The sequence below is a fragment of the Pantoea sp. X-Soil-TKNS-1211 genome, assembly GCF_059730495.1.
Map to the genome: position 1 here is coordinate 425998 of NZ_AP035953.1, position 26359 is coordinate 452356.

Annotated in this window: 21 protein-coding genes; 11 read left to right on the forward strand and 10 right to left on the reverse strand. The window is 56.1% G+C overall.

All coding sequences use genetic code 11. From position 1 onward, the window contains the following. Positions 1–62: 62 nt before the first annotated feature. The 3 genes from AC6I8W_RS01875 (at position 63) to yncE (ending at position 3015) form a co-directional block, all read left to right on the forward strand. Positions 63–1250, forward strand: coding sequence for an MFS transporter (locus tag AC6I8W_RS01875; RefSeq protein ID WP_497836747.1), 1188 nt, complete (start codon positions 63–65; stop codon positions 1248–1250). 289 nt (positions 1251–1539) lie between these two features. Next, entirely contained in the window at positions 1540–1749 is a 210-nt protein-coding gene (locus AC6I8W_RS01880) for a YdgH/BhsA/McbA family protein (protein ID WP_013507539.1), read from the forward strand. Between the two features lie 210 nt (positions 1750–1959). Continuing rightward, a complete protein-coding gene (gene yncE, locus AC6I8W_RS01885; protein ID WP_497836748.1) occupies positions 1960–3015 on the forward strand; it encodes a 7-bladed beta-propeller protein YncE in 1056 nt (351 codons plus the stop codon). Between the two features lie 49 nt (positions 3016–3064). Here the strand turns inward: yncE and sbmA are convergent, their stop codons facing one another. Then, entirely contained in the window at positions 3065–4306 is a 1242-nt protein-coding gene (gene sbmA / locus AC6I8W_RS01890) for a peptide antibiotic transporter SbmA (protein WP_497836749.1), read from the reverse strand. Between the two features lie 296 nt (positions 4307–4602). On the opposite strand from sbmA, the gene AC6I8W_RS01895 reads away from it, so the two are divergent. From AC6I8W_RS01895 to AC6I8W_RS01905, 3 genes are read left to right on the forward strand one after another with little or no spacing between them, the layout of a single operon-like run. After that, positions 4603–5337 (forward strand): gluconate 2-dehydrogenase subunit 3 family protein, encoded by a 735-nt coding sequence (locus AC6I8W_RS01895; RefSeq protein ID WP_497836750.1) that lies wholly within the window; start codon positions 4603–4605, stop codon positions 5335–5337. 2 nt (positions 5338–5339) lie between these two features. After that, positions 5340–7124 carry a GMC family oxidoreductase gene (locus AC6I8W_RS01900; RefSeq protein WP_497836751.1) on the forward strand — a complete coding sequence of 595 codons (1785 nt, stop codon included), beginning with the start codon at positions 5340–5342 and terminating at the stop codon, positions 7122–7124. Positions 7125–7135: 11 nt separating this feature from the next. After that, positions 7136–8455, forward strand: coding sequence for a c-type cytochrome (locus AC6I8W_RS01905; RefSeq protein WP_497836752.1), 1320 nt, complete (start codon positions 7136–7138; stop codon positions 8453–8455). A 687-nt stretch (positions 8456–9142) separates the two neighbouring features. Here the strand turns inward: AC6I8W_RS01905 and AC6I8W_RS01910 are convergent. From AC6I8W_RS01910 to AC6I8W_RS01925, 4 genes are all read right to left on the reverse strand, one after another. Continuing rightward, positions 9143–10552 carry an MFS transporter gene (locus tag AC6I8W_RS01910; RefSeq protein WP_497836753.1) on the reverse strand — a complete coding sequence of 470 codons (1410 nt, stop codon included), beginning with the start codon at positions 10550–10552 and terminating at the stop codon, positions 9143–9145. 199 nt (positions 10553–10751) lie between these two features. Continuing rightward, complete coding sequence (gene abgT / locus AC6I8W_RS01915) at positions 10752–12272, reverse strand: p-aminobenzoyl-glutamate transporter (protein ID WP_497836754.1); 1521 nt, start codon at positions 12270–12272, stop codon at positions 10752–10754. Between the two features lie 92 nt (positions 12273–12364). Then, positions 12365–13810, reverse strand: coding sequence for a M20 family metallopeptidase (locus AC6I8W_RS01920; protein WP_497836755.1), 1446 nt, complete (start codon positions 13808–13810; stop codon positions 12365–12367). After that, on the reverse strand, positions 13807–15120 hold the full coding sequence (locus AC6I8W_RS01925) for an amidohydrolase (RefSeq protein WP_497836756.1): 1314 nt from the start codon (positions 15118–15120) through the stop codon (positions 13807–13809). Before AC6I8W_RS01925 ends, AC6I8W_RS01920 begins: the two co-directional genes overlap by 4 nt. A 116-nt stretch (positions 15121–15236) precedes the next feature. Between AC6I8W_RS01925 and AC6I8W_RS01930 the strand changes: the two genes are divergently transcribed. Beyond that, positions 15237–16139, forward strand: coding sequence for a LysR family transcriptional regulator (locus AC6I8W_RS01930; protein ID WP_497836757.1), 903 nt, complete (start codon positions 15237–15239; stop codon positions 16137–16139). Between the two features lie 78 nt (positions 16140–16217). Further along, a complete protein-coding gene (gene yjdN, locus AC6I8W_RS01935; RefSeq protein ID WP_497836758.1) occupies positions 16218–16640 on the forward strand; it encodes a VOC family metalloprotein YjdN in 423 nt (140 codons plus the stop codon). A gap of 94 nt (positions 16641–16734) precedes the next feature. Here the strand turns inward: yjdN and AC6I8W_RS01940 are convergent, their stop codons facing one another. From AC6I8W_RS01940 to AC6I8W_RS01950, 3 genes are all read right to left on the reverse strand, one after another. Then, entirely contained in the window at positions 16735–17601 is an 867-nt protein-coding gene (locus AC6I8W_RS01940; RefSeq protein ID WP_036626344.1) for a nucleoside-specific channel-forming protein Tsx, read from the reverse strand. Positions 17602–17972: 371 nt separating this feature from the next. Further along, a complete protein-coding gene (locus tag AC6I8W_RS01945) occupies positions 17973–19328 on the reverse strand; it encodes a sensor histidine kinase (RefSeq protein WP_497836759.1) in 1356 nt (451 codons plus the stop codon). Beyond that, positions 19325–19984, reverse strand: coding sequence for a response regulator (locus AC6I8W_RS01950; RefSeq protein ID WP_497836760.1), 660 nt, complete (start codon positions 19982–19984; stop codon positions 19325–19327). Before AC6I8W_RS01950 ends, AC6I8W_RS01945 begins: the two co-directional genes overlap by 4 nt. Before the next feature lie 164 nt (positions 19985–20148). On the opposite strand from AC6I8W_RS01950, the gene AC6I8W_RS01955 reads away from it, so the two are divergent. The 3 genes from AC6I8W_RS01955 to AC6I8W_RS01965 all read left to right on the forward strand — a co-directional run bounded on the left by AC6I8W_RS01955 (position 20149) and on the right by AC6I8W_RS01965 (position 22840). After that, a complete protein-coding gene (locus AC6I8W_RS01955; protein WP_013507554.1) occupies positions 20149–20517 on the forward strand; it encodes a helix-turn-helix domain-containing protein in 369 nt (122 codons plus the stop codon). 106 nt (positions 20518–20623) lie between these two features. Then, entirely contained in the window at positions 20624–21520 is an 897-nt protein-coding gene (locus AC6I8W_RS01960; protein WP_497836761.1) for a LysR family transcriptional regulator, read from the forward strand. Between the two features lie 111 nt (positions 21521–21631). Beyond that, positions 21632–22840 carry an MFS transporter gene (locus AC6I8W_RS01965; RefSeq protein ID WP_497836762.1) on the forward strand — a complete coding sequence of 403 codons (1209 nt, stop codon included), beginning with the start codon at positions 21632–21634 and terminating at the stop codon, positions 22838–22840. Positions 22841–22960: 120 nt separating this feature from the next. Here AC6I8W_RS01965 and AC6I8W_RS01970 read toward each other — a convergent pair whose 3' ends face one another. Next, the gene (locus tag AC6I8W_RS01970; protein ID WP_497836763.1) at positions 22961–25351 is read right to left on the reverse strand and encodes a glucose/quinate/shikimate family membrane-bound PQQ-dependent dehydrogenase; all 2391 of its coding nucleotides are present in this window, start codon (positions 25349–25351) and stop codon (positions 22961–22963) included. Positions 25352–25633: 282 nt separating this feature from the next. Next, the gene (locus AC6I8W_RS01975; RefSeq protein ID WP_497836764.1) at positions 25634–26233 is read right to left on the reverse strand and encodes a hypothetical protein; all 600 of its coding nucleotides are present in this window, start codon (positions 26231–26233) and stop codon (positions 25634–25636) included. Between the last annotated feature and the right edge of the window lie 126 nt (positions 26234–26359).

Below are 26359 nucleotides of genomic sequence, written 5' to 3' on the forward strand. Positions count from 1 at the left end.
ATAGATCGTCTTGCTGTTGCTCACTATGCTCACACTTTAAATTTTTGTGATGGGGATCGCAGATGAGCCTGAATAGTGATGTCGTCGAACAGAGTTTGCCAGTGGAGAAACCCGCATGGGGTGCGGTGTTTGCGATGGCTTTCGGCGTATTCGGCCTGATTACCGCTGAGTTCTTGCCGGTAAGCCTGCTGACGCCAATTGCCGATTCATTGCAGGTTAGCGAAGGACAGGCCGGGCAGACAGTAACGGTGACGGCGCTGGTGGCGCTGCTGACCAGCCTGGTCATCGGCAATATTACCCGTCGTCTCGATCGCCGTATGGTGATGCTGGCGTTTACCCTGCTGCTAATTGCCTCAGCATTGCTGGTGGCATTTGCCCAGGACCTTACCATGATCTTGCTGGCACGTGTGCTGCTGGGGATGGCGATTGGTGGCTTCTGGACGTTATCGACCGCCATCACCATGCGGCTGGTGCCGAACGAACAGGTGCCGCGCGCCCTGTCGATTGTGTTTAGTGGGATTTCGCTGGCGACGATTATTGCGGCCCCGTTGGGCAGCTATCTGGGCGGGTTGATTGGCTGGCGCAATATTTTCCTGCTGACCAGCGCGTTAGGCGTTCTGGCGCTGTTCTGGCAGTTCTTTACCCTGCCAGCGATGCCGCCGGAGAACAAGGCGCGCAACGGAGGTGTGCTCGACCTGCTGCGTCGCGGCGTAATGCGCTGGGGTATGCTGGCGGTGATCATGATGTTTACCGGCCACTTCGCCTTCTTTACCTATTTGCGTCCGTTCCTCGAAAGTGCGGCGCAGCTTAACGTCAATCAACTGTCGCTGGTGCTGCTGGCGTTTGGCGTGGCGAACTTCTTTGGCACCTCGCTGGCGGGTTTCCTGGTGACGCGCAGCGTATCATTGACGCTGAGTGGTATGGCATTGGTGATGAGTGTCACCGCGCTGGTGTTGGTGAGTTTTGGCGGGGTCTCCTGGCTGGTGGGAGCGGGAGTCGCGCTGTGGGGCCTGGCATTCGGTTCGATGCCGACCGGTTGGTCCACCTGGATTTCGCGTGCCGTCCCGGATGATGCGGAGTCAGGCGGGGGTCTGCTGGTCGCCACCATCCAATTGGCGATTACCGTCGGTGCTGCCGCCGGTGGCTGGATGTTTGACTTGCAGGGTGCAGGTGGCGTGTTCCTCTCCAGCGGCGTGTTGATGCTGCTGGCGGCGATAACCATTTTCACCCGCGTGCGTCACCACGGGTAGACAAACCAGGCGATAAATCGCGTCGCTACAAACTGCACCTGCGCGTAGCGGCGCGATTTATCGTGTGCATTAACCTTCACCAATCACAGCGATAAATTCTGCCTTTTAACGAAAAGGCAGATTATTAACACTCTGCGTGAAAGCTAACCATATTGTGCCTTTTATATTCAGTTTATTTGAATAACAACCGCAAATCCCTCCGCTTTTTGTTGATCAATTTTCGGCCTATTATGTATCTCAACAAGGCGATGACGCCTTATCTAATCAAGCATTGACCGAGGAATTGACCATGAAATCTATCAAAACTTTTGCTGCTGTTGTTGCCCTTTCTGTTCTGCCGTTTGCCAGCTTTGCTCAGAGTGTGACAGCTACCGCGTCTACGCTGGACGGTGCCGAAGCGAAAATCGCTGCTCAGGCGCACGAAGCTGGTGCTTCATATAAAGTCACTGAAGCCAATTTCAACAACGGCGTGCACATGACCGCTGAACTGACCAAATAAGTCAGTTAACAATCTGTGCTGACAGGGTGCCTCCGGGCGCCCTGGCCGCGTTTAAGCAGATAAAATCCTGTCACTTTTCTTCTCAAATGATTACTATTCGCAAAAACTAATATCCTTCGTCGGCCCGCCTCGGGCTGTTTTTAACTATCTGGTTGCAATGTCGGGCTTTCATTCACTGCCGTGAGGCGGTGGTTTTGCTATGGAGAAGTCATGAAAGCGAATAAAACTGTGCAGTGGGTGCTGCGTCCACTGTTTCTGGCTACGGCTCTGTTCTCTGGCTCGGCAGCGATGGCGGCTGATGCTCAGGAACTGAATCAGCCAATTTCCAAAGGTGCTTATGAACTGGCGTTCAGCAACAGCGATAACGCGCTGTTCCTCGCTACGTCACAAAATGCCACCAATGAAAAAGGCGGCACCGTCTATCGTCTTGATCCGCAGAACCTGGCGGTGAAGCAGACCATTGACACCGATCTGAAAGCCTTCGGCGCCACCATCAATACCAAAACCAACACCCTGTACATCGGTAATACCGTCAATGCGGCGGTGACGGCTATTGATGCCAGCAGCGGCAAGGTGCTGAATACCCTGGTGCTGGATGCACGTAAACGCAGTGAAACCGTACGTCCGCTGCAACCGCGTGAGCTGGTGGCCGATGCGGCAACCGACCGCGTGTATATCACCGGCCTGGGACCGCAAAGCGTGGTATGGGTGGTGGATGGCAAAACCTTGCAGCTAATCAGCACCGTGCCGAACACCGGCAAAATGGGCACCGGCCTGGCATTGGATTCCGTCGCACAGAAACTCTACGTCACCAACGGTGACGGCGAGTTGGTCACCATCAATACCCGTCTGAACGCGATTGAAAAACGTCAGAAAATTGATGCGGAGAAGGATCACTTCTTCCTGAATATCGCGCTGGATACCAAAGGTCATCGTGCCTTCCTGAGCGACTCCAAACAGCCGCAGGTGCTGGTGCTGGATACCCGCACCCAGCAGGTCATCCATAAGATCGATGTACCGGAATCGCTGGCGGTGCTGTTTAACGCCGACCGTGACGAACTGTATGTGACGCACCGTAAAGCAGGCGAAATCAGCATTATCGACGCCAGCAGCTACAAGGTGAAACGCACCGTGAAAGCACCGGGTCTGCCAAACAGCCTTGCGCTGTCAGCCGATGGCAAAACCCTGTTTGTCAGCATCAAGCAGCCGGGTTCACGTAAAGAGCCACCAAAAAATCCGGATAGCGTGCTGCGTATCGCACTGTAATAAGAAGCCGTCGCGGCGCGATCAATCGTGCCGCGACGGCTGAAGGATGTTATTCCGATTCAGCCGCTTCGCGCATCATCTCTTCGTGCGGGATATCCTGCAAAATCTGCTCAAAACTGCGCAGACGTTTGTAGATCGACATCAGCTCCACCAGCGTTGACCACGAGGTGATCAGATACTGGAAAGACGAGCGTACCTGGTCAAACACGTTGGTGATCTGGTTGAGCAGACCGAGCGTAATGGTGCCCGCCACAATCGATGGAAACAGCAAAAACAGCCCGAACACATTATCCACCTGCAAGTAGAGAATGCGGGTGATGTTGAAGTACAGGTAGTGGAAGTAGAGGCGGAAATAGTTAAAACGCACCCGGCCAAACAGCTCGATCACGGTCGGCGGCGAGGCGCGTGAGGCGTCATCTTCACCGTAGACCAGTTCTTTACGATAGGCGGCTTCCACCCTTTGGTTACGGAACTCCAGCCCCGGCAGCTTAATCCCTACCAACGCCAGCAGGCCGGTGCCAAAAATCGACCACAGCACGGCGGCTATCACCAGCGCATACGGAATATTGCCCAGCAGCGGAATATCTTTCACATGATGAGACAAGGCGATCAGCACCGGCAGGAAAGCAATCAGCGTCATGATCGCCTGAATGAAACTCACCCCCCAGTCTTCCAGCGTGCTGGCGAAGCGCATGGTGTCTTCCTGTACACGCTGTGCAGCACCTTCCACATGACGCAGGCGCTGCCAGTTGTGCATGTAGTAGTTGTTCATCGCGGTACGCCAGCGAAACACCCAGTGGCTGATAAAGAATGAGTTCATCACGCCAATCACCACGGCGATTAACGCAATGCCCAAAAAGGCGATAACCTGCTGGTAAAACTCACCGATCTGCACCGATCCCGCTTTAGTTAACGCTTTCTGAATCAAATCGTAGAACGGACCATACCAGGCATTCACCGCCACACCAACCTGCACACCAAACCAGGTGACAAAGATGATCAACGCCGAACCCAGCACTGACCAGCGCTGCCACGGGTGGTTATCGACAATACGCCAGGCAATGGCAAACAGCGCCACCACCAGCCAGTAATAGGCGTAAAACCACAGTTGGCTGGCAGCGATAAAGCGCAACGCGTTATCAGGTAAGGGCTTACTCATCGCGGCGGCGATATTGGGCCACATTGCGGGTAAATCGCTGGCGAAGCCAAACCAGGCAAAAATCGCCAGCAAACTCCAGATAGCAGCCGAGCTGAAAAACAGCGCTGGCCGGGGAAAATAGGACTTAAACATAGACACTCCGCTGTGATCAGATCCCTTTATACCGTTTTGGGGACTTAACTGTCTGTAGGCTGTTGTATCAGACAATGACAATGTCGCGCCTGCGGTGTAAAGCAGCTGCGCAAAATGTTAATTAATTTGTGCGAATTTGTTTCCTTCCGCTAAATCTTTGTCGGCAACGATGTTACACTGCGATGCAATGTTACCGGTAACGGTGGCGCTGTATCCTTAAGCCCGCACATAAAAATCATTACAACGCAATTAGTTAACCTTTCATGCCACATTATATGCGGCACTGAGGCAATGTCATGTCAGAACACAAAAATGGTCACACGCGCAGGGATTTTCTGCTGAGAACCATCACCCTGGCGCCAGCAATGGCGGTTGGAACGACAGCCATGGGCGCACTGGTCGCGCCAATGGCTGCCGGTGCAGCGGAACAACCTGGTGCGCCGCAAAAAGCGCGCGATTACCAACCAGGGTGGTTCACCGCAGAAGAATTTGCGTTGATTACCGCCGCAGTGGCGCGGCTGATACCCAGCGATGAACGCGGCCCAGGCGCACTGGAAGCCGGAGTGCCGGAGTATATCGACCGTCAGATGAATACCCCATATGCCACCGGTAGCAACTGGTATATGCAGGGGCCGTTCAACCCGGATCTGCCGAAAGAGCTGGGTTATCAGCTGTCGCTGGTGCCACAGCAGATCTACCGTCTCGGTCTGGCGGAAGCCGATAACTGGAGCAAGCAGCAGCACGGCAAAGTGTTTGCTGAGCTGAGTGGCGAGCAGCAGGACGCGCTGCTGAGCGACTTCGAAAGCGGCAAAGCGGCGTTCACGCAGCTTCCGGCCAAAACCTTCTTCTCCTTCCTGTTGCAGAACACCCGCGAGGGTTACTTCAGCGATCCGATCCACGGCGGTAATCAGGGCATGGTGGGCTGGAAGCTGATCGGCTTCCCTGGCGCACGTGCCGACTATATGGATTGGGTGGAGCGCGGTGAACGTTATCCGTTCCCATCGGTGGATATTCGCGGGGAGAGGGCGTAACCGTGGCAAATGAACTGAAGAAAGTGGATGCGGTGGTGGTTGGTTTCGGTTGGGCCGGGGCGATCATGGCGAAAGAGCTGACCGAAGCCGGGTTAAACGTAGTGGCGCTGGAGCGTGGTCCACATCGCGACACTTACCCGGATGGCGCATATCCGCAATCCATTGATGAACTGACCTATAACATCCGTAAAAAGCTGTTTCAGGACCTGTCGAAAAGCACCGTCACCATTCGTCACGATGCCTCACAAACGGCGGTGCCGTATCGCCAACTGGCGGCATTTCTGCCGGGCACCGGCACCGGTGGCGCTGGTCTGCACTGGTCCGGCGTACATTTTCGTGTCGACCCGGTCGAACTGAACCTGCGCAGCCATTATGAAGCGCGTTACGGCAAAAAATTTATCCCGGAAGGTATGACGATTCAGGACTTCGGTGTCAGCTACAACGAGCTGGAGCCGTTCTTCGATCAGGCCGAAAAAGTGTTTGGCACCTCCGGCAGCGCCTGGACCATCAAAGGCACGTTGGTAGGCAAAGAGAAGGGGGGCAACCCGTACGCACCCGATCGTTCCAGCGACTTCCCATTGCCCGCGCAGAAGCGCACTTACTCCGCGCAGCTGTTTGCCCAGGCGGCAGAAGCGGTGGGTTATCATCCGTATGATATGCCGTCGGCCAACACCTCTGGCCCGTACACCAATACCTATGGCGCGCAGATGGGGCCATGTAACTTCTGCGGTTATTGCAGCGGCTACGCCTGTTACATGTATTCCAAGGCCTCGCCGAATGTGAACATTCTGCCTGCGCTGCGTCAGGAGCCGAAGTTTGAGCTGCGCAACAACGCTTACGTGTTGCGCGTCAATCTGACCGACGACAAAAAGCGCGCCACCGGCGTGACCTACCTTGATGGTCAGGGGCGTGAAGTGGTGCAGCCAGCGGATCTGGTGATCCTGTCAGCGTTCCAGTTCCACAACGTGCATCTGATGTTGTTGTCCGGTATCGGCCAGCCGTACAACCCGATCACCAACGAAGGCACGGTGGGGCGTAACTTTGCCTATCAGAACATCTCGACGCTGAAAGCCCTGTTCGACAAAAACACCACCACTAACCCGTTTATCGGTGCCGGTGGCGCTGGGGTGGCGGTGGATGATTTCAACGCCGACAACTTCGACCACGGTCCGTATGGTTTCGTTGGCGGTTCGCCGTTCTGGGTTAACCAGGCGGGCACCAAACCGATTTCCGGCCTGCCGACACCGCAAGGCACGCCCAACTGGGGCAGCAAATGGAAAGCCGCGGTGGCGGATACCTATAACCATCACATCTCGATGGATGCCCACGGGGCGCACCAGTCGTATCGCGCCAACTACCTCGATCTCGATCCTAACTACAAAGATGCTTACGGCCAGCCGTTGCTGCGTATGACCTTTGACTGGCAGGACAACGACATCAAGATGGCGCAGTTTATGATTGGCAAGATGCGCAAAATCACCGAAGCGATGAACCCGAAGATGATCATCGGCGGCGCGAAGGGGCCGGGTAGCCACTTCGATACCACTGTGTATCAGACCACGCATATGAGCGGTGGCGCGATCATGGGTGAAGATCCGAAAACCAGCGCAGTGAACCGTTATTTGCAGAGCTGGGATGTGCCGAACGTCTTTGTGCCGGGCGCGTCGGCGTTCCCGCAGGGACTGGGCTACAACCCAACCGGCATGGTGGCGGCGTTGACTTACTGGTCAGCCAAAACCATCCGTGAACAGTATCTGAAAAACCCCGGTCCACTGGTGCAGGCATAAGGAATTCATTGATGTTCAAAAACATTGTTGCCCTGGTGCTGGGCACGTTGTCGTTCGCCGTGCTGGCGGACGATCAGGCAAATGACGCCCTGGTAAAACGGGGTGAATATCTGGCGCGCGCCGGGGACTGCGTGGCTTGTCACAGCGTGAAAGGCGGCCAGCTTTTTGCCGGTGGCCTGCCGATGGCGACCCCGATTGGCACCATTTATTCCACCAATATCACCCCGGATAAAACCACCGGGATTGGCGACTACAGCTACGACGATTTCCAAAAAGCGGTGCGTCATGGTGTGGCGAAAAACGGTGACACGTTGTATCCGGCGATGCCGTATCCCTCATACGCGGTGGTGAGCGATGAGGATATGCAGGCGCTGTACGCATACTTTATGCACGGCGTTGCTCCGGTGGCGCAGGCCAATAAAGACAGCGACATTCCGTGGCCGCTGTCGATGCGTTGGCCGCTGGCCATCTGGCGCGGCATGTTTGCGCCGGATGTGAAAGCGTTCCAGCCTGTCGCACAGGAAGATCCGCAGTTGGCGCGTGGTCGTTATCTGGTGGAAGGGTTGGGCCACTGTGGTGCCTGCCATACCCCGCGTAGCATCACCATGCAGGAGAAGGCGCTGAGTAACGATGATGCGCACGATTATCTCTCCGGCAGCAGCGCGCCGATCGATGGCTGGAGTGCCAGCAACCTGCGCGGCGACAACCGCGACGGTTTAGGCCACTGGAGCGAGGACGATCTGCGTCAGTTCCTGCGCTATGGCCGCAACGATCACACCGCGGCTTTTGGTGGTATGACCGACGTGGTGGAGCACAGCCTGCAATATCTGAGCGATGAGGATATTGCGGCGATTGCCCGTTACCTGAAATCGCTGGGGGCGAAAGACGCCAACCAGGCGGTGTTTAAGCAGGATGACATGGTCGCGCAGGCGTTATGGAAAGGGGATGACAGCCAACCGGGTGCGTCGGTGTATGTCGACAGCTGTGCGGCCTGCCATAAAACCGACGGTAGCGGCTATCAACGCTTCTTCCCGGCGCTGCGCGGCAATCCGGTGGTGCTGGCGGAAGATCCGACTTCGCTGATCCATATCGTGCTGACGGGCGGTACGCTGCCTGGTGTGCAGGGTGCGCCAACGGCGATCACCATGCCGGCTTTCGGCTGGCGTCTCAACGACCAGCAGGTGGCGGATGTGGTGAACTTTATTCGTGGTAGCTGGGGGAATGGTGCCAAAGCCACGGTGACGGCGAAGGATGTTGCGTCGTTACGTAAGGATGAGACGGTGCAGGCGCACCAGGGTAACGCGGATATTAAGGTGCTGGAGCAGCAGTAGCATTACGTTTGCACTGGGGGGCGTTGGCTCTGAGGTGGTTTCGTTCGCACTGAGCGGGTTTCGTTCGCCACAAGCAGTGGCAGTTTCAGCTCGCCGGTGCGGCGACCGAGCAAAGGGTGCCTGGCCGCACCCTTTGCAATCCCGGGCCTCGCGCCAGCCGCTTTTTTTGCGCGATAAATCGCGCCGCTACAACTCAACGCCGCCTTTCGCCGCATCCATGCGGCTCATCCTGGCAGCATTCATTCGCTCAGCGAGTCCGGATGGCGCCCCACCCACCGCTGCACGTCTTCTGCTTTTCAGTCTCTTTCTTTTTGCTTTGTGTTTTGTGTTTTTTTTCTGCGGTCTTTAAGACGGTGGGGTGGGCGGCATCCACAGCGCCGAGCGCAGAGGGAAGGCCAGGCCGAGCCGCATGGATGCGGCGAGAGAGCGGAATGAGCCATGGATGGCGAATCCGCGCGTGCCGTGCGGCCTGAGTGATAAGCGAGGGGACAGCGCATAGCGCTGCGCGAGGACGCCGCAGGGCGCGGATTGCAAAGGTCCGCGCCCTCGGACCTTTGCCCGTCCGCCTGCACGATGCAGCTGAAACTCCACCATGTCTGGCGGGCGGAACCTTCTCAGAGCCAGACTGCTGCCGTCTGGCGGGCGGAACCTTCTCAGAGCTAAACCGCTGCCAGCAGGCGAACAACTTTAAATATTCTCCAAATCAATCCCACGCGTCTTCGGACCGTAAATCCCCACCGACAGCATTACCATCAACATACTCAGCACGATAAACGCAATCACCCCTTCGCTACCGGCGTACTGCAAAATCAAGCCAATCAGGATGCTACTAAACGCGGTAGACAGGCGGCTGAAGGAGTAGCAAAAACCCACCGCGCGTGCACGAATGTGCGTCGGGAAAATCTCGGTCTGGTAAGCGTGGTAGCTGAAGGTCAGCCAGGCGTTGCTGTAAGTAATCAGGAAACCACAGATAATCATCAGTACCGGGTTGGTCATAAAGGCGAACAGCGTGCCAAACACCACCGTCATCAACGACGACAGAACAATCTGCCACTTGTTCTCAAGCTTATCGGCGTAGCGGCTGCAAATCAGCGAACCCAACGGATAGGCGAGAGTGATGAAAAATGCATACAGCAGGCTGTGCGTTACCGTAGCCCCTTTGCCGGACAACAGCGCTGGCAGCCAGTTACCAAAGCCAAAGAAACCAATCGCCTGGAAGAAGTTCATCACCACCAGCATCAGGGTACGTTGGCGATACGCAGGTGCCCAAATTTCACTGAAACGGCCTTTCTTCGGCAGTTGCGCCGCCGCATCGCTGGCGGAAAAGTCTTCACCCGGCGCAATGCCACAGCGTTGTTCCATCGCGCTCAGCACGCGATGCGCTTCCTGATGCCGTCCCTGTTGCGCCAGCCAGCGCGCCGATTCCGGCAGGTTCTTACGAATAAACCAAATCACCAGCGAGCAGACCGCACCAGCAATCACCACCCAACGCCAGCCTTCCAGGCCCAGAATGGTTTGCGGCACCAGCCACCACGACATCAGCGCCACGGCCGGGACCGAAAGAAACTGGATAAAGAACGAAAAGGCAAAGGCGCGGCTACGCAGATGGGTCGGCACCCACTCGGAGAGATAGGTATCAATCGTCACCAGCTCAATGCCGAGGCCAATCCCCACCAGAAAGCGACACAGGATAATCATCTCGGCGCTTTGCTGGAATGCCATCAACAGCGAAAATGCGCCGTACCACGCCAGCGCACACATAAAGGTCAGACGGCGGCCAAAGCGGTCAGCGTAGGGCGCGAGTAGGCTGGCACCGACAAACAGGCCAAGAAAGGTGGCAGAGGCAAAGGCGGCCTGATCGGCAATACCGAACACTCCCGCGCTGCCGGTGTGGAATACGCCCGCAGCCAGTAACCCGGAGCTGATGTAGCCGGTTTCAAACAGATCGTAGAGTTCAAAGAAACCCCCAAGCGCCAGTAGCGTGATAAAACGCCACAGGCCAGCGGAAGAGGGGAGTGCATCAATGCGTCCGGCTAAGGTGCGGCGATCCGCAGCGATCAAATCGCCAGCCATCTCTGTTGTGCAGGCTGTTGTCATTTTTGTGTGAACCTCGGTATGACGGTGTTTGCAAAACTCGCGAACGGCTGAGATTGGTTTTAAAAATAATTAACCGTTAGCAAGCGAAGGAATAGCAGAATAATCAATTACGCACAGGTTGCCGAGAGGTGAGGCGGTGAGATTTTAGCAACGTACGTTGCAATTCGCGTAAGTGTGATCGCCGTCCCTGGCGATACGGTTAATGCAGGCTGGGATAGACCCCCGGACCGATCGGTAAACCCAGTGCGTACCAGACGATCAGCAACACAATCCAGGTGGCGAAGAACACCAACGGATAGGGGAAGATCAGCACGTACCAGGTGCCAAGTTGTGCATCTTTCTGGTAACGCTGGAGGAAGCCGAGGAACAGTGGCAGGAACGGTGACATCGGGGCCAGCGGTAGCACCGCTGAGTCGGCGATACGGAAGATCATCTGCGCAAAAGCCGGGTGGAAGCCGAGCAGCATAAACATTGGCACAAATACCGGCGCGAGAATCGACCAGATAGCGGAACCGCTGGCGATAAACATACACAGGAACGCCGACAGGAACATCAGACCGAGAAACGCCGGTGCACCGCTGATACCCGCACTCTCCAGCATATCCGTCAGACCAATCGCCATAAACTTGCCCATGTTGCTCCAGTTGAAGAAGGCGACGAACTGCGACAGCGGAAATACCATCACAATAAAGCCCGCCATATTTTTCATCGGATCAACCAGCAACTGCGGAATATCATCCGGGCGACGGATCTGTTTGGTCACCGCGCCATAGGCAATCGCCACCACAAAGAAGAACAGGATGATGATCGGCACAATGCCCTGAATAAAGGGTGACGGGATAATGCCACCGGTTTTCGGGTTACGTAGCGGAGCGTGTTCCGGCACCACCAGCAGCGCCATCAGCGCGATAAACACCAGCGCGGCGATACCTGCGGCTCGCAGTCCACGATTTTCCAGCGCGGTCAGTGGTGGCAGACGATCCTGATGGCCGCCGTTCCATACCGGCAGACGTGGCTCGATAAACTTGTCGGTCAGCACGGCCCCGGCAATGGTCAGCACTACCACCGATGAGGCCATAAAGAACCAGTTATCGATCACGCTAACGTGCACCGTGTCGCTTACCGCTTTGGCCGCTTCGGTGCTGATACCCGACAGCAACACATCGGTGGTGACAATCAGCAGGTTAGCGGTAAAACCGGATGCCACACCGGCAATCGCTGCCAGTAACCCCGCCACCGGATGACGTCCCACGGCGAGGAAGATCAGCGCACCGAGCGGCGGCATCACCACCAGCGCGGCATCTGAGGAGATATGGCTGAAGAAAGCGATAAACAGCACCATATAGCTGGCGTAGCGGCGGCTGACGCGTGACGCCATCTTGACCATCAGCGATTGCAACAGGCCGACCTTCTCTGCCAAACCGGCACCAATCACTAACGCCAGAATCGATCCCAGCGGGGTAAAGCTGCTGAAGTTCTTGATGATGTTGGGCAGGATCCACTGCAAACCGGACACGCTCAACAGGTTGTTGACCCGCACCAGCTCTCCGTTGGTTGGATTTTTCACCGCCAGATCGAAACCACTGATAATGGCGGTTGCGACCATCAGCACCACAATCAAATAGACAAAAAGTAAAAAGGGGTTCGGCACTTTGTTACCAACCCGCTCAATCCAGCTAAACAGCTTCCCTGGGCTGCGATTCTCCGTGGTGACTTCCATCGGCATTTCCTCGTCTCGTTATAGTGTGTTTGCGTAAAACTTTTATTGTTTTGGGTACGACTTCCCGCGCCTGCGTGGGCGCGGGTTTGTTATCAGGATGTCAGCTTCGACGGTTTGACATCGGGCGGAATTGGGCATTGATAAGGTTGATCGCTGCGCACGCGGGTGAACTCGTCGCGGCAGCGTCCCAGCGCGGCATCATCGGTCAGTAGCGTCAGCGCGGTAGCGGCCAGTACTTTTGCCGCGAGGCACATCCCTTTATGGGCGATGGCGGTGCGACCCTGCGCCACCAACTGCCAGGTATGCAGCGGCGTACCGAAGGCAAAGCAGGGGGCGAAGCACTGCGCGGTAGGGGTGACCCAACTGACATCGCCGACGTCGGTGGAGCCGTACAGCAGCTCGCGCGTCACCGCATAAGGGGCGACGGCGTCCATCAGCACTTTGTCACCCAGCGCTTCGCTCCATGCGACCCCGGCTTCACCGCCGGTACGCGCCGCGTTGAGTCGGGCATTGCGCAGATCGTCTTTGGTTAAGGTGGCACGAATCTGCGTGGCAAAGGCACGCTCCTCGTCGCTGTAATCCGGCAGGCCAAACTGATGCAGGTAGCCTTCCATCACCGCTTCCAGCGCGCGGTTCGGCACGTAGTTGGAGCAGGCTTTATCAAAGCGTACCGTCATTTGCGTGTCGGTCATCAGCGCTGCACCTTTGGCGATATTGATCACCCGCTGATAAATATCCTGAGCCTGGTCAAGCTGCGGCGCGCGAATCAGGTACAACACTTCGGCATCGGCTTGCACCACGTTGGGTGACACGCCACCGGTGTTGGTGACGGCATAATGCACGCGCGCCTCCTGTACGATATGTTCGCGCAGAAAGTTCGCGCCGGTGTTCATCAGCGTGACGGCGTCGAGGGCGCTGCGTCCCAGATGCGGCGAATTGGCCGCGTGTGCCGCCACCCCTTTGAAGTGAAAGGCCGCCTGGATATTGGCCAGGGTGCTGAGGTTAAACATGCCGCTGAAGCCTTCCGGGTGCCAGGTCACCGCCGCATCAACATCGTCAAACAATCCTTCGCGCACCATATAAGTTTTTCCGGAACCGCCTTCTTCGCCGGGGCAGCCGTAAAACCGCAGGGTGCCGCGTTGGCCGTGATCTGCCCACCAGGCTTTGATGGCGAAGGCGGCAGCCATCCCCGCCGTGCCCAGCAGGTTGTGGCCGCAACCGTGGCCGTTACCATTCTCCACCAGCGGCTGCGGCTCGGCACAGGCGGCTTTTTGGCTCAGTCCGGCCAGGGCATCGAACTCGCCCAGGATGGCGATCACCGGCTTACCGCTGCCGATGCTGGCGATAAAAGCGGTTTCAATACCGCCCACACCGCGTGCCACGCTGAAGCCTTCCTGCTCCAGCGCATCGGCCAGTAACGCCGAAGATTGCGTCTCTTCGAAACGGGTTTCGGGCACATCCCAGATAGCGTCGCTGATGGCGCTGAAGCGTGCCTGATGCTGATTGATGTAGTGGTCGATAAAGTCATGGTGGCTCATGACTGACCTCCGAACTGCGCCTGATTCAGCGCCAGCGTGGCGAGGGTTTGTACCGCGACCGCCATGATGCCTTCATCGAAATCGAACTTCGCGTTGTGGTGGCCTGCTGCCAGCTCGCAACCGAAAATTACGTAGGATGCCTGACCGCCGCGCTGTTGTACGCGCTCCAGCATATAGGTGGCGTCTTCGGAACCGGCGGCCTGTTTTTTGGTATCGACCACCGAATTGAACAGCCCCAGCGCTTCCGCCTGCTGGTGGATAAACGCCACCCACGGCTGGCTCGGCGTGCAACTGCGCGCGCCGCCCATCAGTTTGACCTCGGATTCAACGCCATACATCGCTGCGGCACCGGCGATCACGCGTAACGCCTGCTGATAAATATCGTCGTTCACCTGGTTGCTGACGCCGCGCGTCTCCACCTTCATCAGCGCGGTGTCTGCCACCACGTTGCGCCCGGTCCCCGCCTGCAATACGCCGACGTTAACGCGCGCCACGCCACCGCTATGTTGCGGCAGATTATGCAGCGCCAGCGTGGCCTGGGCGGCGGCCAGTAAGGCGTTGCGCCCCTCTTCCGGGCGACCACCCGCATGCGCACCGACGCCGGTGAACTGCACGTCGAGTTTGGTGGTGGCGAGGAAGCTGTCGCTGCCGCAAACGATTTCGCCAGCAGGCACACCTGTGCCGAGATGGATCGCGGTGAACAGATCCACATCATCCACCACGCCCGCAGCAACCATCGCTTTTGCGCCGCGCACACCCTCTTCGGCGGGCTGGAAAATCAGTTTGATGGTGCCGCTCAACTGGTCTTTCATCGTCATCAGCACGTTGGCGAGTCCGAGGCCGATAGTGGTGTGACCGTCATGACCGCAGGCGTGCATCATGCCCGCATTGCAGGAGGTAAAGCCCTCGCGTTGCGGCAGATGATCGGCGGCGCTGCTTTCATTGAGGTCGAGCGCATCCATATCGACGCGAAAGCCCATCACTGGGCCAGGGCGACCGGTTGCCAGGGTGGCAACAATGCCGCAGAAGCCGCCAGAGAAGTGACTGAGCCACTGCGGCAGTGCCCCTTGCGCCAGGGCGCGTGCTTCTTGTGCCGCCAGTACCTCAGCAGAGGGCAGCCCCATACGCGCTCCAGCATCAACCACTTCACGGCCCAGTTGCAGTTGATAACCAAGACGATGCAGTTCCTCGGCGACAAGGGTGGCGGTACGAAATTCCAGCCAGCCCGATTCCGCAAATTGATGCAGATCGCGCCGCCAGTTTTGCATCTGCGGCACCAGCGCACTGACGCGGTCGGAAAGGGTTTTCATCGGTTTATCCTTAATGTTGGTTTTTTATGCATTATCCCGAATCTACACAATGGTATTGGCATGCATAAGATGCGAATATCTTGTGCCTGATAAACAATGGTTATCACTGAGTAACTATGCCTGCTAACTTAAAACTGCATCAGCTACGTGCCTTTGTCGCTGTGGCCCGCCAGGGCAGTATCCGCGCTGCCAGCCGCCTGTCAGGTGTGTCACAGCCTGCGCTGACTAAGTCGATCCAGGAACTGGAATTGGTGCTTGGTGCGCGGTTATTTGAACGACGCCATCAGGGCGTCACCCTGACCGATATCGGTGATAACTTTTTCCGTCATGCCAGCCTGGTGCTGGAGGAGCTGCGTGTCGCGCAGGAGGATATCCACCAGCGACTCGGGCTGGCGGGCGGCAGGGTGAATATTGGCGTCGGCGGCAGCATCGCGCGTACCGTGATGCCACAGGTGATCAATCATTTTCACCGTGAATACCCGTTGGTGAAGGTGCGCATCGTCGAAGGCCAGTTGGTGGCGATGGTGCATGAGCTGCGCCAGGGAGAGCTGGATTTCACCATCAATACCTACGACCAAAGCCATCTCGATCAGGAGCTGACCTACGAACGACTGATGGAGCGTGATTATCAGGTGGTGGTGCGGAAAGGGCATCCGATGGCCCATGCACGCTCGCTGGCTGAGTTGCAGCATTGCGACTGGACCATGCCGACGCCGCAGGGCAGCTATTATCGGTTGCTGCACGATATGTTCGGTGAACGTGGCATGGCACCGAAAATCGTCGTCACCTGCGAAACGTTTATGGCCTGTACCAGCCTGGTGGCAAAGACCGATTTCGTCAGCATTATCTCGCGTGATGTGATTGAAGACCCGACCCACGGCGGCCAGCTGGTAGCGCTGGAGCTGGATGATCCGCTGCCCAAAGCGAACTTTTATCTGATTCAACGTAAGGACACAGCGTTGACACCGATGAGCGCCTATATGGCGCAGTTGTTCCGTCGCTATTGTCAACAAAGGTAAGAGTGCGGCCCGGCTCGCGTCCTGTTTTGCTGGCAGCCACTACACTTGGCATCGGGCGTTCACTGTGGAGAACAGACCATGCAAATTACACCTTATTTGTTTTATGACGGTCGCTGCGAAGAGGCCATCGCATTCTACCTTGAGGCGACTGACGGCGAGTTGCTCTTTAAAATGACCTTTGGCGATATGCCAGAAACAGAGTCAATGGACGGTTGCCCATCCGGTATGACTTTCCCGCCGGAACATATCATGCACGCGCATCTGCGCATCGGCCAGGGCGAAATTATGTTGAGTGATGGTAATCGCGAGGCGCATTACAGCGGCTTCGCGGTGAGCCTTTCCACGCCGGATGAATCGCAGGGCAAGCGTTGGTTTGATGCGTTGTCGGAAGGTGGTCAGGTGACGAAAAGCTGGGAGCCGACGTTCTGGGCTAACGGCTTTGGCATGTTTACCGATAAGTTCGGCGTGCCGTGGATGGTGAATGCGTATAAGCCAAGGTAACCCGTAGCGGCGCGATTTTTCGCGCAATTCCGTGCGCTGTGCCGAAAAACATTGCGCGATGAATCGCGCCGCTACGTATAGAAGCTTAACTGGTTTAGAAGTTGTAACCCACCACCAGGTAGTAACCCCAGCCGGTTGATTTCACTTCAAACGGACCATTGCCGAAGTTCAGCTCCTGGCCATCAGCCCACTGTCCACCATTGTGGAAATAACGCGCCACGGTAGAAACGTGCCAGTGGTCGTAGTTCAGCGACAGAATGTGGCTGGACGCAATCGAGTTGCTGGTACGCGATGGACCGGTTTCGTCACGCAGATCGGAACCCCAGTCAAAGTTGGTGAAGCCGATATAGCTCAGCTTACCGCCCCACAGATCGGTAATCGGCACAAAGTATTTCACTTTGAAGCGATAACCATCCCAGCTGTTTTCGTTGGCGGCACCGTAGTTCTGCCACTGGTATTTCGCATACACGTTCAGTGACAGGCCCACATCAGAATGGGTGTCGATGTCAGTGCCGAGACCCATATACCAGGTGTTCTGGCGCTGCGACGCATTGCGGCCCATGTCGTAGATGTAGTTGTTGGCGAAGTACCACTCTTTAAACGGACCGAATGCCAGGCTGGTGCCGGTCAGCTTATCGATGGAGAAACGCGGCTCAATTTCCATGAACAGCGGCGAACCGTGGTCGAAAATACCGTTAGCGTTGCTGTTGCCCAGACCGAAGAAGTTGGTCAGGTCGGCGTAGCCGTAGAAATCAAACCAGTCCTTTTTGGCAAAGGCTTCGTATTCCAGATACACGTCGTTATTAAACTGTGGTCCGAAACGGGTGTGGTAGCTGCCGACGACGTTGACGCTCTGATGCCACCAGTCGGAAAGGTATTGCGGATTGCTGTCTGCTGCTTGTGTTGCGCCGGTCCAGCTGCTGGCCAGTAAGGCCCCTGCTATCAATGCTTTATATTTCATTATCGTTAACCACATGCTCGTGATCGTCGCAAAAAAGCGCGATCGGTGTCAGTCGATCCCAGGGGTGGGCGGTGAATTGTTTTAAGCCGGTCTGAGCCGCCGGTTTTTAAAGCTCGCGTAGGGTGCCTGTAACAGTTCGATAGAAAATAGATTTTGATCACGTTTGTCAAAAAATGTTGCAATTCCATTCATTAAAAATGTGAGTTATGTCACATAAATGTCATGAATCGAACGGAACCCCGCAACCGTTTACGTTGTCGCGACGCGTCGCAAAATGCTATGGGGGAATCGGATGTAGCGGCGCGATTCATCGCGCATCTTTTTGCCCGTAACAGCGCGATAAATCGCGCCGCTACCGGAAGGTGAGGGGGTTAAGGTAAGGTGACTCGCACCTGCAAACCGCAAATCTGACCTTGCGGATTGTGGCAGTTCGACAGCGCCACCTGCATACGGTGCTTTTGCGCCACGCTGCGCACAATCGACAGCCCAAGGCCGCTGCCCTGCGCCTGCACATTGGGCGAGCGGGTAAAGCGGTCAAACGCGCGTTCAATAAAGCCTTCCGGCATCCCCGGTCCGTTATCAACAATGTCCACTACGGTGTGATTGCCGACGCGATGCAGCAGCACATCCACCAAACTCCCCTCGGGGGTATGCAGCATGGCATTGCCGATCAGGTTGTCAAACAGGCTGCGTAAATCGGAACGGCTGGCCTGGATACGGTAGTGGGTGGTGCCGTTAAAACCGATATCGATACCGCGCTTGTCGGCCACCACCATCAACTGTTCGATGCTCTCTTTCAGCAGATCTTCCAGCTCAATATTTTCTACGGTGGCGACCACCGACTGATCTTCCTGGCGCGAAATATTCAGCAGTTGCGTCACCAGATGGCGCGTACGCGTAACGCCCGCTTCCAGCTGATCAAACTGACGGCTGGCCTCGCCTGGTTGAATATGTTGGCGCAGATTCTCCAGTTGCAGCGTCACGGCAGTGACCGGCGTGCGCAGTTCGTGTGCGGCATCTTCGAGGAACTGCCGCTGCGACGACCAGGCGGCACGCAGTTTATCGAGCAGCGAGTTATAAGCCGCCACCAGCGGCAGGATTTCGTCTGGCAGGCCATCCGGCGGTACGCTATCGGGATGCAGCGTCTCCTGGGCAGCAATCTGGCGCGATGCCACGCGCAAATCTCGCGTAATGGCACGTACCACCAGCCAGATCACCAGCAGGGAGAGTGGCATCATTAAAATCAACGGGATAATGGCGGATAGCGCACGTTTCACCATCACGCTTTTCATATAACCGATGTTGTAGAGCACCTGAATGGCAGCGATTTCACTGCCGGGTTCACCGGGGCGATTGAAGACACGCCAGTCGCAATCTTCACAATCGCCGATCTTCACGTCACTCCAGCCTTTTTTCGTTTGCAACGGCGCATTTAGCTCCGGCCAGGAACTGGCACGCAACTGGTCATTATCATCCCACAGTTGAACGACATAGGCGCTTTTGAGCTTGTCGGCGTTGAGCATCAGCGGCATCAGGGCAGGGATGCGTTTGCTGCTGGCCCAGGCATCAGCGATCTTCGCCAGCTGATCGTCTTTCATATTGCCGATCATGTCGCCGTAGCAGCTATAAAAATAGGAGGTGACGCCGCCGATCATCGCCAGATGCATCACCAGCAGGGTGGTCAGCAGTTTATTACGTAAGGAACGCATAAAGGTGAAGGGTTTCATATTGCAGGGACTCGCCACCCCAGGCCGCGCACGTTGCGAATTACTTCATTATCCAGCTTGCGGCGCATGCCGTGAATTAAGACATCAACCGCATTGCTGGTGACTTCTTCGCCCCAGCCGTAGATGCGGTTTTCCAGTTGTTCGCGCGACAGAATGGCTCCCGGACGCTCCAGCAGCGCATACAGCAGGGCGTATTCACGCGCGGTAAGCTGCTCGCGCTGCCCTTTGTACAGTACTTCACGCGTCATCATATCGAGCTGTACGTCGCCGCTGCCTAACAGGGAATCCGCCGCACCGTGACGACGTCGGGTAATTGCTCGCATTCGTGCCAGTACCTCTTGCAGATCAAAGGGTTTGAGCAGGTAATCATCGGCACCACTGTCGAGACCCTGGACACGTTGGGCAACGGTATCACGCGCGGTGAGCACCAGCACCGGCGTCATATCGCCACGGGTGCGGGCGCGACGCAGCACATGGATGCCATCTTCACGCGGTAAACCCAGGTCGAGCAACACGCAGCTGTAGCCGCCTTCGCTCCAGGCATTGGTAGCAAACACCCCATCCCGCACCCAGTCCACCGACCAGCCCGCGGCTTCCAGCGCCTGCTGCAAGTTAGCGCCAATCATTTCATCATCTTCAACCAGCAGCACACGCATGATGTCCTCCCCAATGTATGCACAAAGTGTAGCGCCGTAAAATTAGCGCAGAATTACACCCGTTTTCCCCTTTGCTAATTCTGCGCTAATTTTCCGCTAATTAAGGGATAAATTTAACGCGCTAAAGTGGCTTTACTGGACATCACGTCGTATCAGGAGGAGCCATGAATCAGAGTCAATTTATCCGCAGTTTGCTGGACTGGATAGAAGACAACTTAGGACACGATTTGCATCTGGATGAGGTCGCACGCCGTTCCGGGTATTCCCGCTGGCATCTGCAACGTCTGTTTCGTCAGCACACCGGATTTTCACTGGCTGAGTACATTCGCCAGCGCCGGTTGACGGAGTCTGCGTTGACGCTGCTGAACAGTGATGAGGCGATCCTGCAAGTGGCGATGAGCTACGGCTTCGACACGCAGCAGGCTTATACCCGCACGTTTAAAAACTATTTTCGCGTCACACCGGGTCAGCTGCGTCGTCAGCGCCGCGTTGAACCGGATCGTCTGCTGTTTCCGCTGGCGGTGGCCAGTTGAGTCGCTAACCTGATTTCCCGTTGTTACGTCGTCGCGGGAAATCAGGTGCTATTCCGCATCAATCCTTTTAAGCTGCTGTTCTCCCTTACTCTGCCGGTTATGGACAATGGACAACAGCGACAATCTCACCGCCATGATGTTGTTTGCGCGCGTGGTTGAACGGCAAAGTTTCAGCGAAGCTGCTCGCACCCTTGGCGTATCAAAATCCTATGTCAGCCGTGAAATTGCCCGGCTCGAAGTGCGTCTCGGCATCAAATTATTGCAGCGCACCACGCGAAAGGTGGCGCTGACGGAACTCGGGCAGGCTTATTATCCTTTCTGCACCCGCCTGATTGATGAGATGCATCGTGCTGATGCCTTTGTGCAGCAGGTACATCAGCTGCCGACCGGCAATGTACGTTTGCAGGCACCAGTGACCTTTGGTTGCCAGTGCGTGGTGCCGACGCTGAACAGTTTTATTCGCCGCCATATTCATATCAATGTTGATCTCGAACTGACCGATCGCGTCAGCGAGGACCTGGACAGCGGCGTGGATGTGGCGATCGTGATTCGTGCACGCGCGCCGGAAACCCCTGATTATCGGGAATTGAATACCATCGACTGGGGCTTATACGCGGCCCCGGATTATCTGGCTGCGCATCCGGTCATTGAGCATCCCGAAAGACTCACGCGCCACGATTTGCTGCTGTTCCACGGCCCGGCTCATACCGCCGCGTTGCCGTTTCGCCGTGATAAACAACGTCTGGCGCTGGATGTGCGCAGCCGCTTCCGTGCCAATAACAGCATGGCGCTGCTTAACGCAGCACTGGCAGGAACCGGGATTGCCTATCTGCCTGCCTATATGACACGTGAGGCGCTGGTACGCGGGGAGATTGTGCAGGTGCTGCCGGAGTGGCAAATGGATCGTCTGCACAGTTATCTGCTGCTGAAAGCCCAGCCAGAGCCTTCCTCGCCGGTAACTTTGCTGTGCGATGCGCTGATCACCGCATTGGGTGAGAACTGATTGTTGCATTTTGGCAACAATAGCGTGCTGCATGGCAAATATCCCTGCCGATCTGTTTTCCACCGAATGCTGCTGTTAGCCTGAATATCAGCTTAATACAGGGATATGATCATGCAGCAACCTCCAACGGCGTTAGCGTCCGAACAGCAACACTGGAAACGCAATTTGTTTGTTTGCGTACTTGGTTCCTTCAGTACCATCGTAGCGATGACGCTGCTGCTGCCGTTTTTGCCGCTGTATGTGCAGCAGCTCGGGGTGCAGGAGCCGGCGGCGATTGCGCGCTGGTCGGGGGCGGCATATGGCGCAACCTTCCTCAGCGCCGCACTGACCGCGCCACTGTGGGGCAAGCTGGCGGATCGCTATGGCCGCAAATTGATGCTAATTCGCGCCAGCCTGGGGATGGCGATCGCCATGTCGCTGATTGGGATGGCGACCGCTCCGTGGCAACTGGTGGCATTGCGTCTGCTGGCGGGTTTGCTGGGCGGCTATGCCTCTGGCTCCACCATCCTGGTGGCGGCGCAAACGCCAAAAGAACAGACCGGCTGGGCGCTGGGAATGCTGTCGTCCGGCATTATGGCGGGCAACGTGGTGGGGCCATTGCTGGGTGGTGTGCTGCCGCCGTTGATCGGCATTCGTCATACTTTCTGGCTGACCGGTGCGGTGATTTTTCTCGCTTTTCTCGCCACCACTTTTTTACTGAAAGAAGCGCCGCGCCAGGCAAAAAAAGCGGTGCAGAGCAGCAGCGTCGAGGAGAAAGCGGTGAACCTGCCGGTGGTCCGTTTAATGTGGCTATCTGGCATGTTGCTGATTTTTGCCAATATGTCGATTGAGCCGATTATCACGTTGTATGTCGGGCAATTTGTCAGCGGCGATCATGCAATTACCGTCACCGCCGGTCTGGTGATGGCGGCGGCGGCTCTCGGCAGTATTCTTTCTGCCCCGCGTCTCGGGCGGCTGGCGGATCGTATCGGTCATGGCCGGGTGCTGGTTTTCGGTCTGATAGCCTGTGCGCTGCTGCTGATTCCCCAGGCGTTTATTACCGCCGCCTGGCAACTGGTGGTGCTGCGTTTCCTGATGGGGATGGCCTTGGGTGGGTTGATGCCGTGCGTCACGGCGTTGATTCGCCATAATGTGCCACAAACACAGGTGGGAAAAATGCTGGGGTACTCGACTTCAGCGCAGTATGTCGGCCAGGTCAGCGGTCCGCTGTTTGGGGGCTTTGTCGGCGGCGCGTTCGGCATGCGTCCGGTGTTTCTGGCAACTTGCGTTATCATGGCGTTGTGTGCGGTGCTGAATGCGCGGGTGCTGCGGAAGCATTGATTCGTAGCGGCGCGATTTATCGCGCAATTCTGTGCTCGGCACTGGTAAAACCTGCGCGATAAATCGCGCCGCTACGGACGCTGATATAAAAAAGCGGACCTAAGTCCGCTTTATTTATAGCTATTTCTCATCCGGCAGTGCATAGGCAATCACGTAGTCGCCCAGCTTGGTACCAAACGAACCGTGACCACCCGCAGCGATGACAACGTACTGCTTGCCATCCACTTCATAGGTCATCGGCGTTGCCTGGCCGCCTGCTGGCAGACGCGCCTGCCACAGCATTTCACCGGTGTTGGTACTGAAGGCACGCAGGTAGTTATCTGCGGTCGCACCGATGAAGAACACGTTACCGGCTGTGGTGATTGGACCGCCGAGCATCGGCATACCCATCTTGAACGGCAGCGGAACCGGCGCGCTATCGCGAACCGTACCAATGCGTTTTTTCCACACGGTTTCGTTGGTTTTCAGGTCAACGGCAGAGACATAGCCCCACGCCGGTTGTTTACACGGCAGACCAAACGGTGACAGGAACGCGTTCAGTTCCACGCCATACGGCACGCCGTACTGCGGCTGGACACCAGATTCAGTACCAGAACCGCCTTCCGCGCCTTTCGGCGGCTCGATCGGGTTGCCCGGACCGCGCGGAATCAGTTTGGAGACGAACGGCAGCGCCATCGGGTTAGCGATCGCGATCTGGCGATGCGGATCGACCGCAATACCGCCCCATTCAAACATACCGAGGTTGCCCGGGAACACCAGCGTACCCTGCTCAGACGGCGGGGTGAACGGACCGTCATAGCGCAGACGCTTGAAGATCACGCGGCACACCAGTTGGTCGTACATGGTTGCGCCCCACATATCCTTATCAGTCAGATTCTGCTTCGGACGGAAGGTCAGTTCTGAATAAGGCTGGGTCGGGGAAACGTGGTCACCTTTCGCTGCGCCCTGCGGAACCGGGGTTTCCGGCGCCGGAACCACTGGCTTACCGGTGCGACGATCCAGCACAAAGATGTTACCGGTTTTCGCCGGGGCATAAATCACCGGTACGGTGTTGCCATCTTTGTCGGTGATATCGGCCAGCGTCGGCTGTGACGGCAGGTCCATATCCCACAGATCGTGATGCACGGTCTGATACGACCACACCAGCTTGCCGGTAGTGGCGTTCAGCGCCAGTACGCTGCTCGCATAACGCTCCTGGTCTGGTGTGCGGTTACCGCCCCAGATATCCGGGGTAGACACGCCCATTGGCAGGTAAACGATATCCAGTTTCGGATCGTACACTGCCGGTGCCCAGGAGTTCGGCGAGTTCATGGTGAAGGTGTGTTCATCATCAGGAATCGCGTTAGGATCTTTCGCGCCCGGATCGAAGACCCACAGCAGTTTACCGGTGTTGACGTCAAAACCACGGATGGCACCAGACGGCTCACGGGTGGAGTAATTATCGGTCACCGCACCGGCAATGATGATGGTGGTATCGGTGATGATGGGTGGTGAAGTCGGCTCATACTGGCCCGGGGTCAGCACCGGCTGTTTGTGTTGCAGATCCAGCTCGCCGTTGTTGCCGAAAGAGGCACAACGCTCACCGGTTTCTGCATCCAGCGCGAACAGACGACCGTCGTTTACCGGCAGGTAAATACGGCGTGAGCACAGCGCAGGCTGGGTGTTGGACGCATCAGCAGCGGCCGGAACCTCATGGTAAGAAACACCACGGCAGGTTACGTGCTGGAAGGTCGGGTTTGGCTTCAGACCGGGATCAAATTTCCACTTCTGCTTACCGGTTTTCGCATCCAATGCGAACAGGATTTGGTGCGGTGAGCAGAGATACAGGGTGTCGCGGATTTTAATCGGGGTCACTTCATCAGTGATTTCACCCGGATCGTTCGGCGTCTTCAGGTCACCCGTCTGGAACTGCCAGGCAACTTGCAGATCTTTCACGTTATCCGCGTTGATTTGCTTCAGTGGTGAGAAGCGAGTGCCTTGCTGGTCACGCGCGTAAGCAGGCCAGTCGCCATCGGCGATGTTACTCAGCGGTTGTGCCTGCGGGGCATTGGCTGCGGTGGCTGGCAGGGTGCCATTCAGCTCCTGCGGATCGTGGAAAACTGCCCACGCCAACACCATGGCACTGGCTACCAGAGCGATGCCCATAATGCCCAGTGCACCTTTTCCGGCGTTGTTAAGTTTGCGATAGACAAACGGCAACACCAGCCAGACGCCAAAAATCACCAGCACGTCGGTACGCGGTGCCAGCGCCCAGAAGTCGAAACCGACTTCCCATACGCCCCACACCAGCGTAGCCAGCAGCAGCAGGGCGTACAACACCAATGCTGAACCGCTACGACGCCACAGCAGAATAGCGGTGATTAACATAATCACACCGCCAATTACGTAGTACCAGGAACCTCCAATGGCGGCTAACCACGCGCCGCCAATCAGCATAAACGCCCCTGTCAGTAGTGCGAACAGCACTGTCAGGAAACGAATTACGCCAAAAGATGAGGAATTTTTCCCCATAATGTTGACCTCTTTTTTCGCCATAAACTAAAGGAAACAACGCGTTGCGTCGTATCCCGATATAAGGTACGAGGTGATGTAAATGTTCTCTCCAAAACGCTTCCGTGACGTCTGATGATCCCTTTGCGTTAAATTTTATCTTAAAAACGTTAACAGGTTTGATCTTTTTAGCGCTTTGGACTTTGGAAGGGGGAATGACACAACATTTTATAAGGGCATTACCGGTAACATGCCCGAATTAATCGGGCTGTTTTGATAGAGTGCGCTATTTTGTGTAACCGTTTACACTTCAAGTAAATCGCTGCTGGTGCGTTGTTCTTGCCAGCCACTGATATGTAATCGAGCATAGCACTCATCCGTCAGTGTTAAAGCCGGAGTGCGTAATATCACCTCAGCCCCTCTTTCCCGGAAGGCAGAGAGCAGGAAAGGAAAGCTGAACTTGAGATAATTTTCGTTAAAAAAATCACCCGTAAGAACAATGCCACTGAGAGGAAATGTCTCAATATTTCGCCATTGTGTGCCTGGTGGTGCCAGGTCATACAACCAGAAGTGAAAATCTGCTGCCAGTGACGTTAATGCTGAACCTGCCTGATGTAATGCCGCATAGTTGATTGCCAGACGGACATTGTCAGACCGCAGCCAGGAATAATTATCCGGTGCCTGTAAAAAATCCGTAAGCCTATTTCCTTGTAAAGGGGTAATTATTAATGCTGTTTCATCAAAGAATTGGTTATGTAAGGAAACTATGTTGCGATCGTTAAGTGAGGTATAGCCATTCTGCCCGCAATTTATAAAGGGTGATGAATAGCAAACGCCCGTTATCCGGCCATCAAAGTGACGGATGCGCTCGGTAACATAAGGGTTGTATGAACTGTTTTCCATTTATCTCTATAAATATATTAATTAACTGGAAGGGTTTATTTATAATAAAAATGGTGCGACTGCTGCTGTTATCCGTTTTCTAATATAAAACGTTTCCTTCGTGAAAATCACTCTTTTTATCTGTCT

Bases quoted from the DNA above. Each gene is read 5' to 3' on its own strand.
- abgT (WP_497836754.1), bottom strand. From the start codon at position 12,272: ATGGAAGTCACCACGGAGAATCGCAGCCCAGGGAAGCTGTTTAGCTGG.
- AC6I8W_RS01945 (WP_497836759.1), bottom strand. From the start codon at position 19,328: ATGAAACCCTTCACCTTTATGCGTTCCTTACGTAATAAACTGCTGACC.
- AC6I8W_RS01910 (WP_497836753.1), bottom strand. From the start codon at position 10,552: ATGACAACAGCCTGCACAACAGAGATGGCTGGCGATTTGATCGCTGCG.
- AC6I8W_RS01970 (WP_497836763.1), bottom strand. From the start codon at position 25,351: ATGGGGAAAAATTCCTCATCTTTTGGCGTAATTCGTTTCCTGACAGTG.
- yncE (WP_497836748.1), top strand. From the start codon at position 1,960: ATGAAAGCGAATAAAACTGTGCAGTGGGTGCTGCGTCCACTGTTTCTG.
- yjdN (WP_497836758.1), top strand. From the start codon at position 16,218: ATGCAAATTACACCTTATTTGTTTTATGACGGTCGCTGCGAAGAGGCC.
- AC6I8W_RS01975 (WP_497836764.1), bottom strand. From the start codon at position 26,233: ATGGAAAACAGTTCATACAACCCTTATGTTACCGAGCGCATCCGTCAC.
- AC6I8W_RS01925 (WP_497836756.1), bottom strand. From the start codon at position 15,120: ATGAAAACCCTTTCCGACCGCGTCAGTGCGCTGGTGCCGCAGATGCAA.
- AC6I8W_RS01960 (WP_497836761.1), top strand. From the start codon at position 20,624: ATGGACAACAGCGACAATCTCACCGCCATGATGTTGTTTGCGCGCGTG.
- AC6I8W_RS01950 (WP_497836760.1), bottom strand. From the start codon at position 19,984: ATGCGTGTGCTGCTGGTTGAAGATGATGAAATGATTGGCGCTAACTTG.
- AC6I8W_RS01920 (WP_497836755.1), bottom strand. From the start codon at position 13,810: ATGAGCCACCATGACTTTATCGACCACTACATCAATCAGCATCAGGCA.
- AC6I8W_RS01940 (WP_036626344.1), bottom strand. From the start codon at position 17,601: ATGAAATATAAAGCATTGATAGCAGGGGCCTTACTGGCCAGCAGCTGG.
- AC6I8W_RS01895 (WP_497836750.1), top strand. From the start codon at position 4,603: ATGTCAGAACACAAAAATGGTCACACGCGCAGGGATTTTCTGCTGAGA.
- AC6I8W_RS01955 (WP_013507554.1), top strand. From the start codon at position 20,149: ATGAATCAGAGTCAATTTATCCGCAGTTTGCTGGACTGGATAGAAGAC.
- sbmA (WP_497836749.1), bottom strand. From the start codon at position 4,306: ATGTTTAAGTCCTATTTTCCCCGGCCAGCGCTGTTTTTCAGCTCGGCT.
- AC6I8W_RS01965 (WP_497836762.1), top strand. From the start codon at position 21,632: ATGCAGCAACCTCCAACGGCGTTAGCGTCCGAACAGCAACACTGGAAA.
- AC6I8W_RS01905 (WP_497836752.1), top strand. From the start codon at position 7,136: ATGTTCAAAAACATTGTTGCCCTGGTGCTGGGCACGTTGTCGTTCGCC.
- AC6I8W_RS01930 (WP_497836757.1), top strand. From the start codon at position 15,237: ATGCCTGCTAACTTAAAACTGCATCAGCTACGTGCCTTTGTCGCTGTG.
- AC6I8W_RS01880 (WP_013507539.1), top strand. From the start codon at position 1,540: ATGAAATCTATCAAAACTTTTGCTGCTGTTGTTGCCCTTTCTGTTCTG.
- AC6I8W_RS01875 (WP_497836747.1), top strand. From the start codon at position 63: ATGAGCCTGAATAGTGATGTCGTCGAACAGAGTTTGCCAGTGGAGAAA.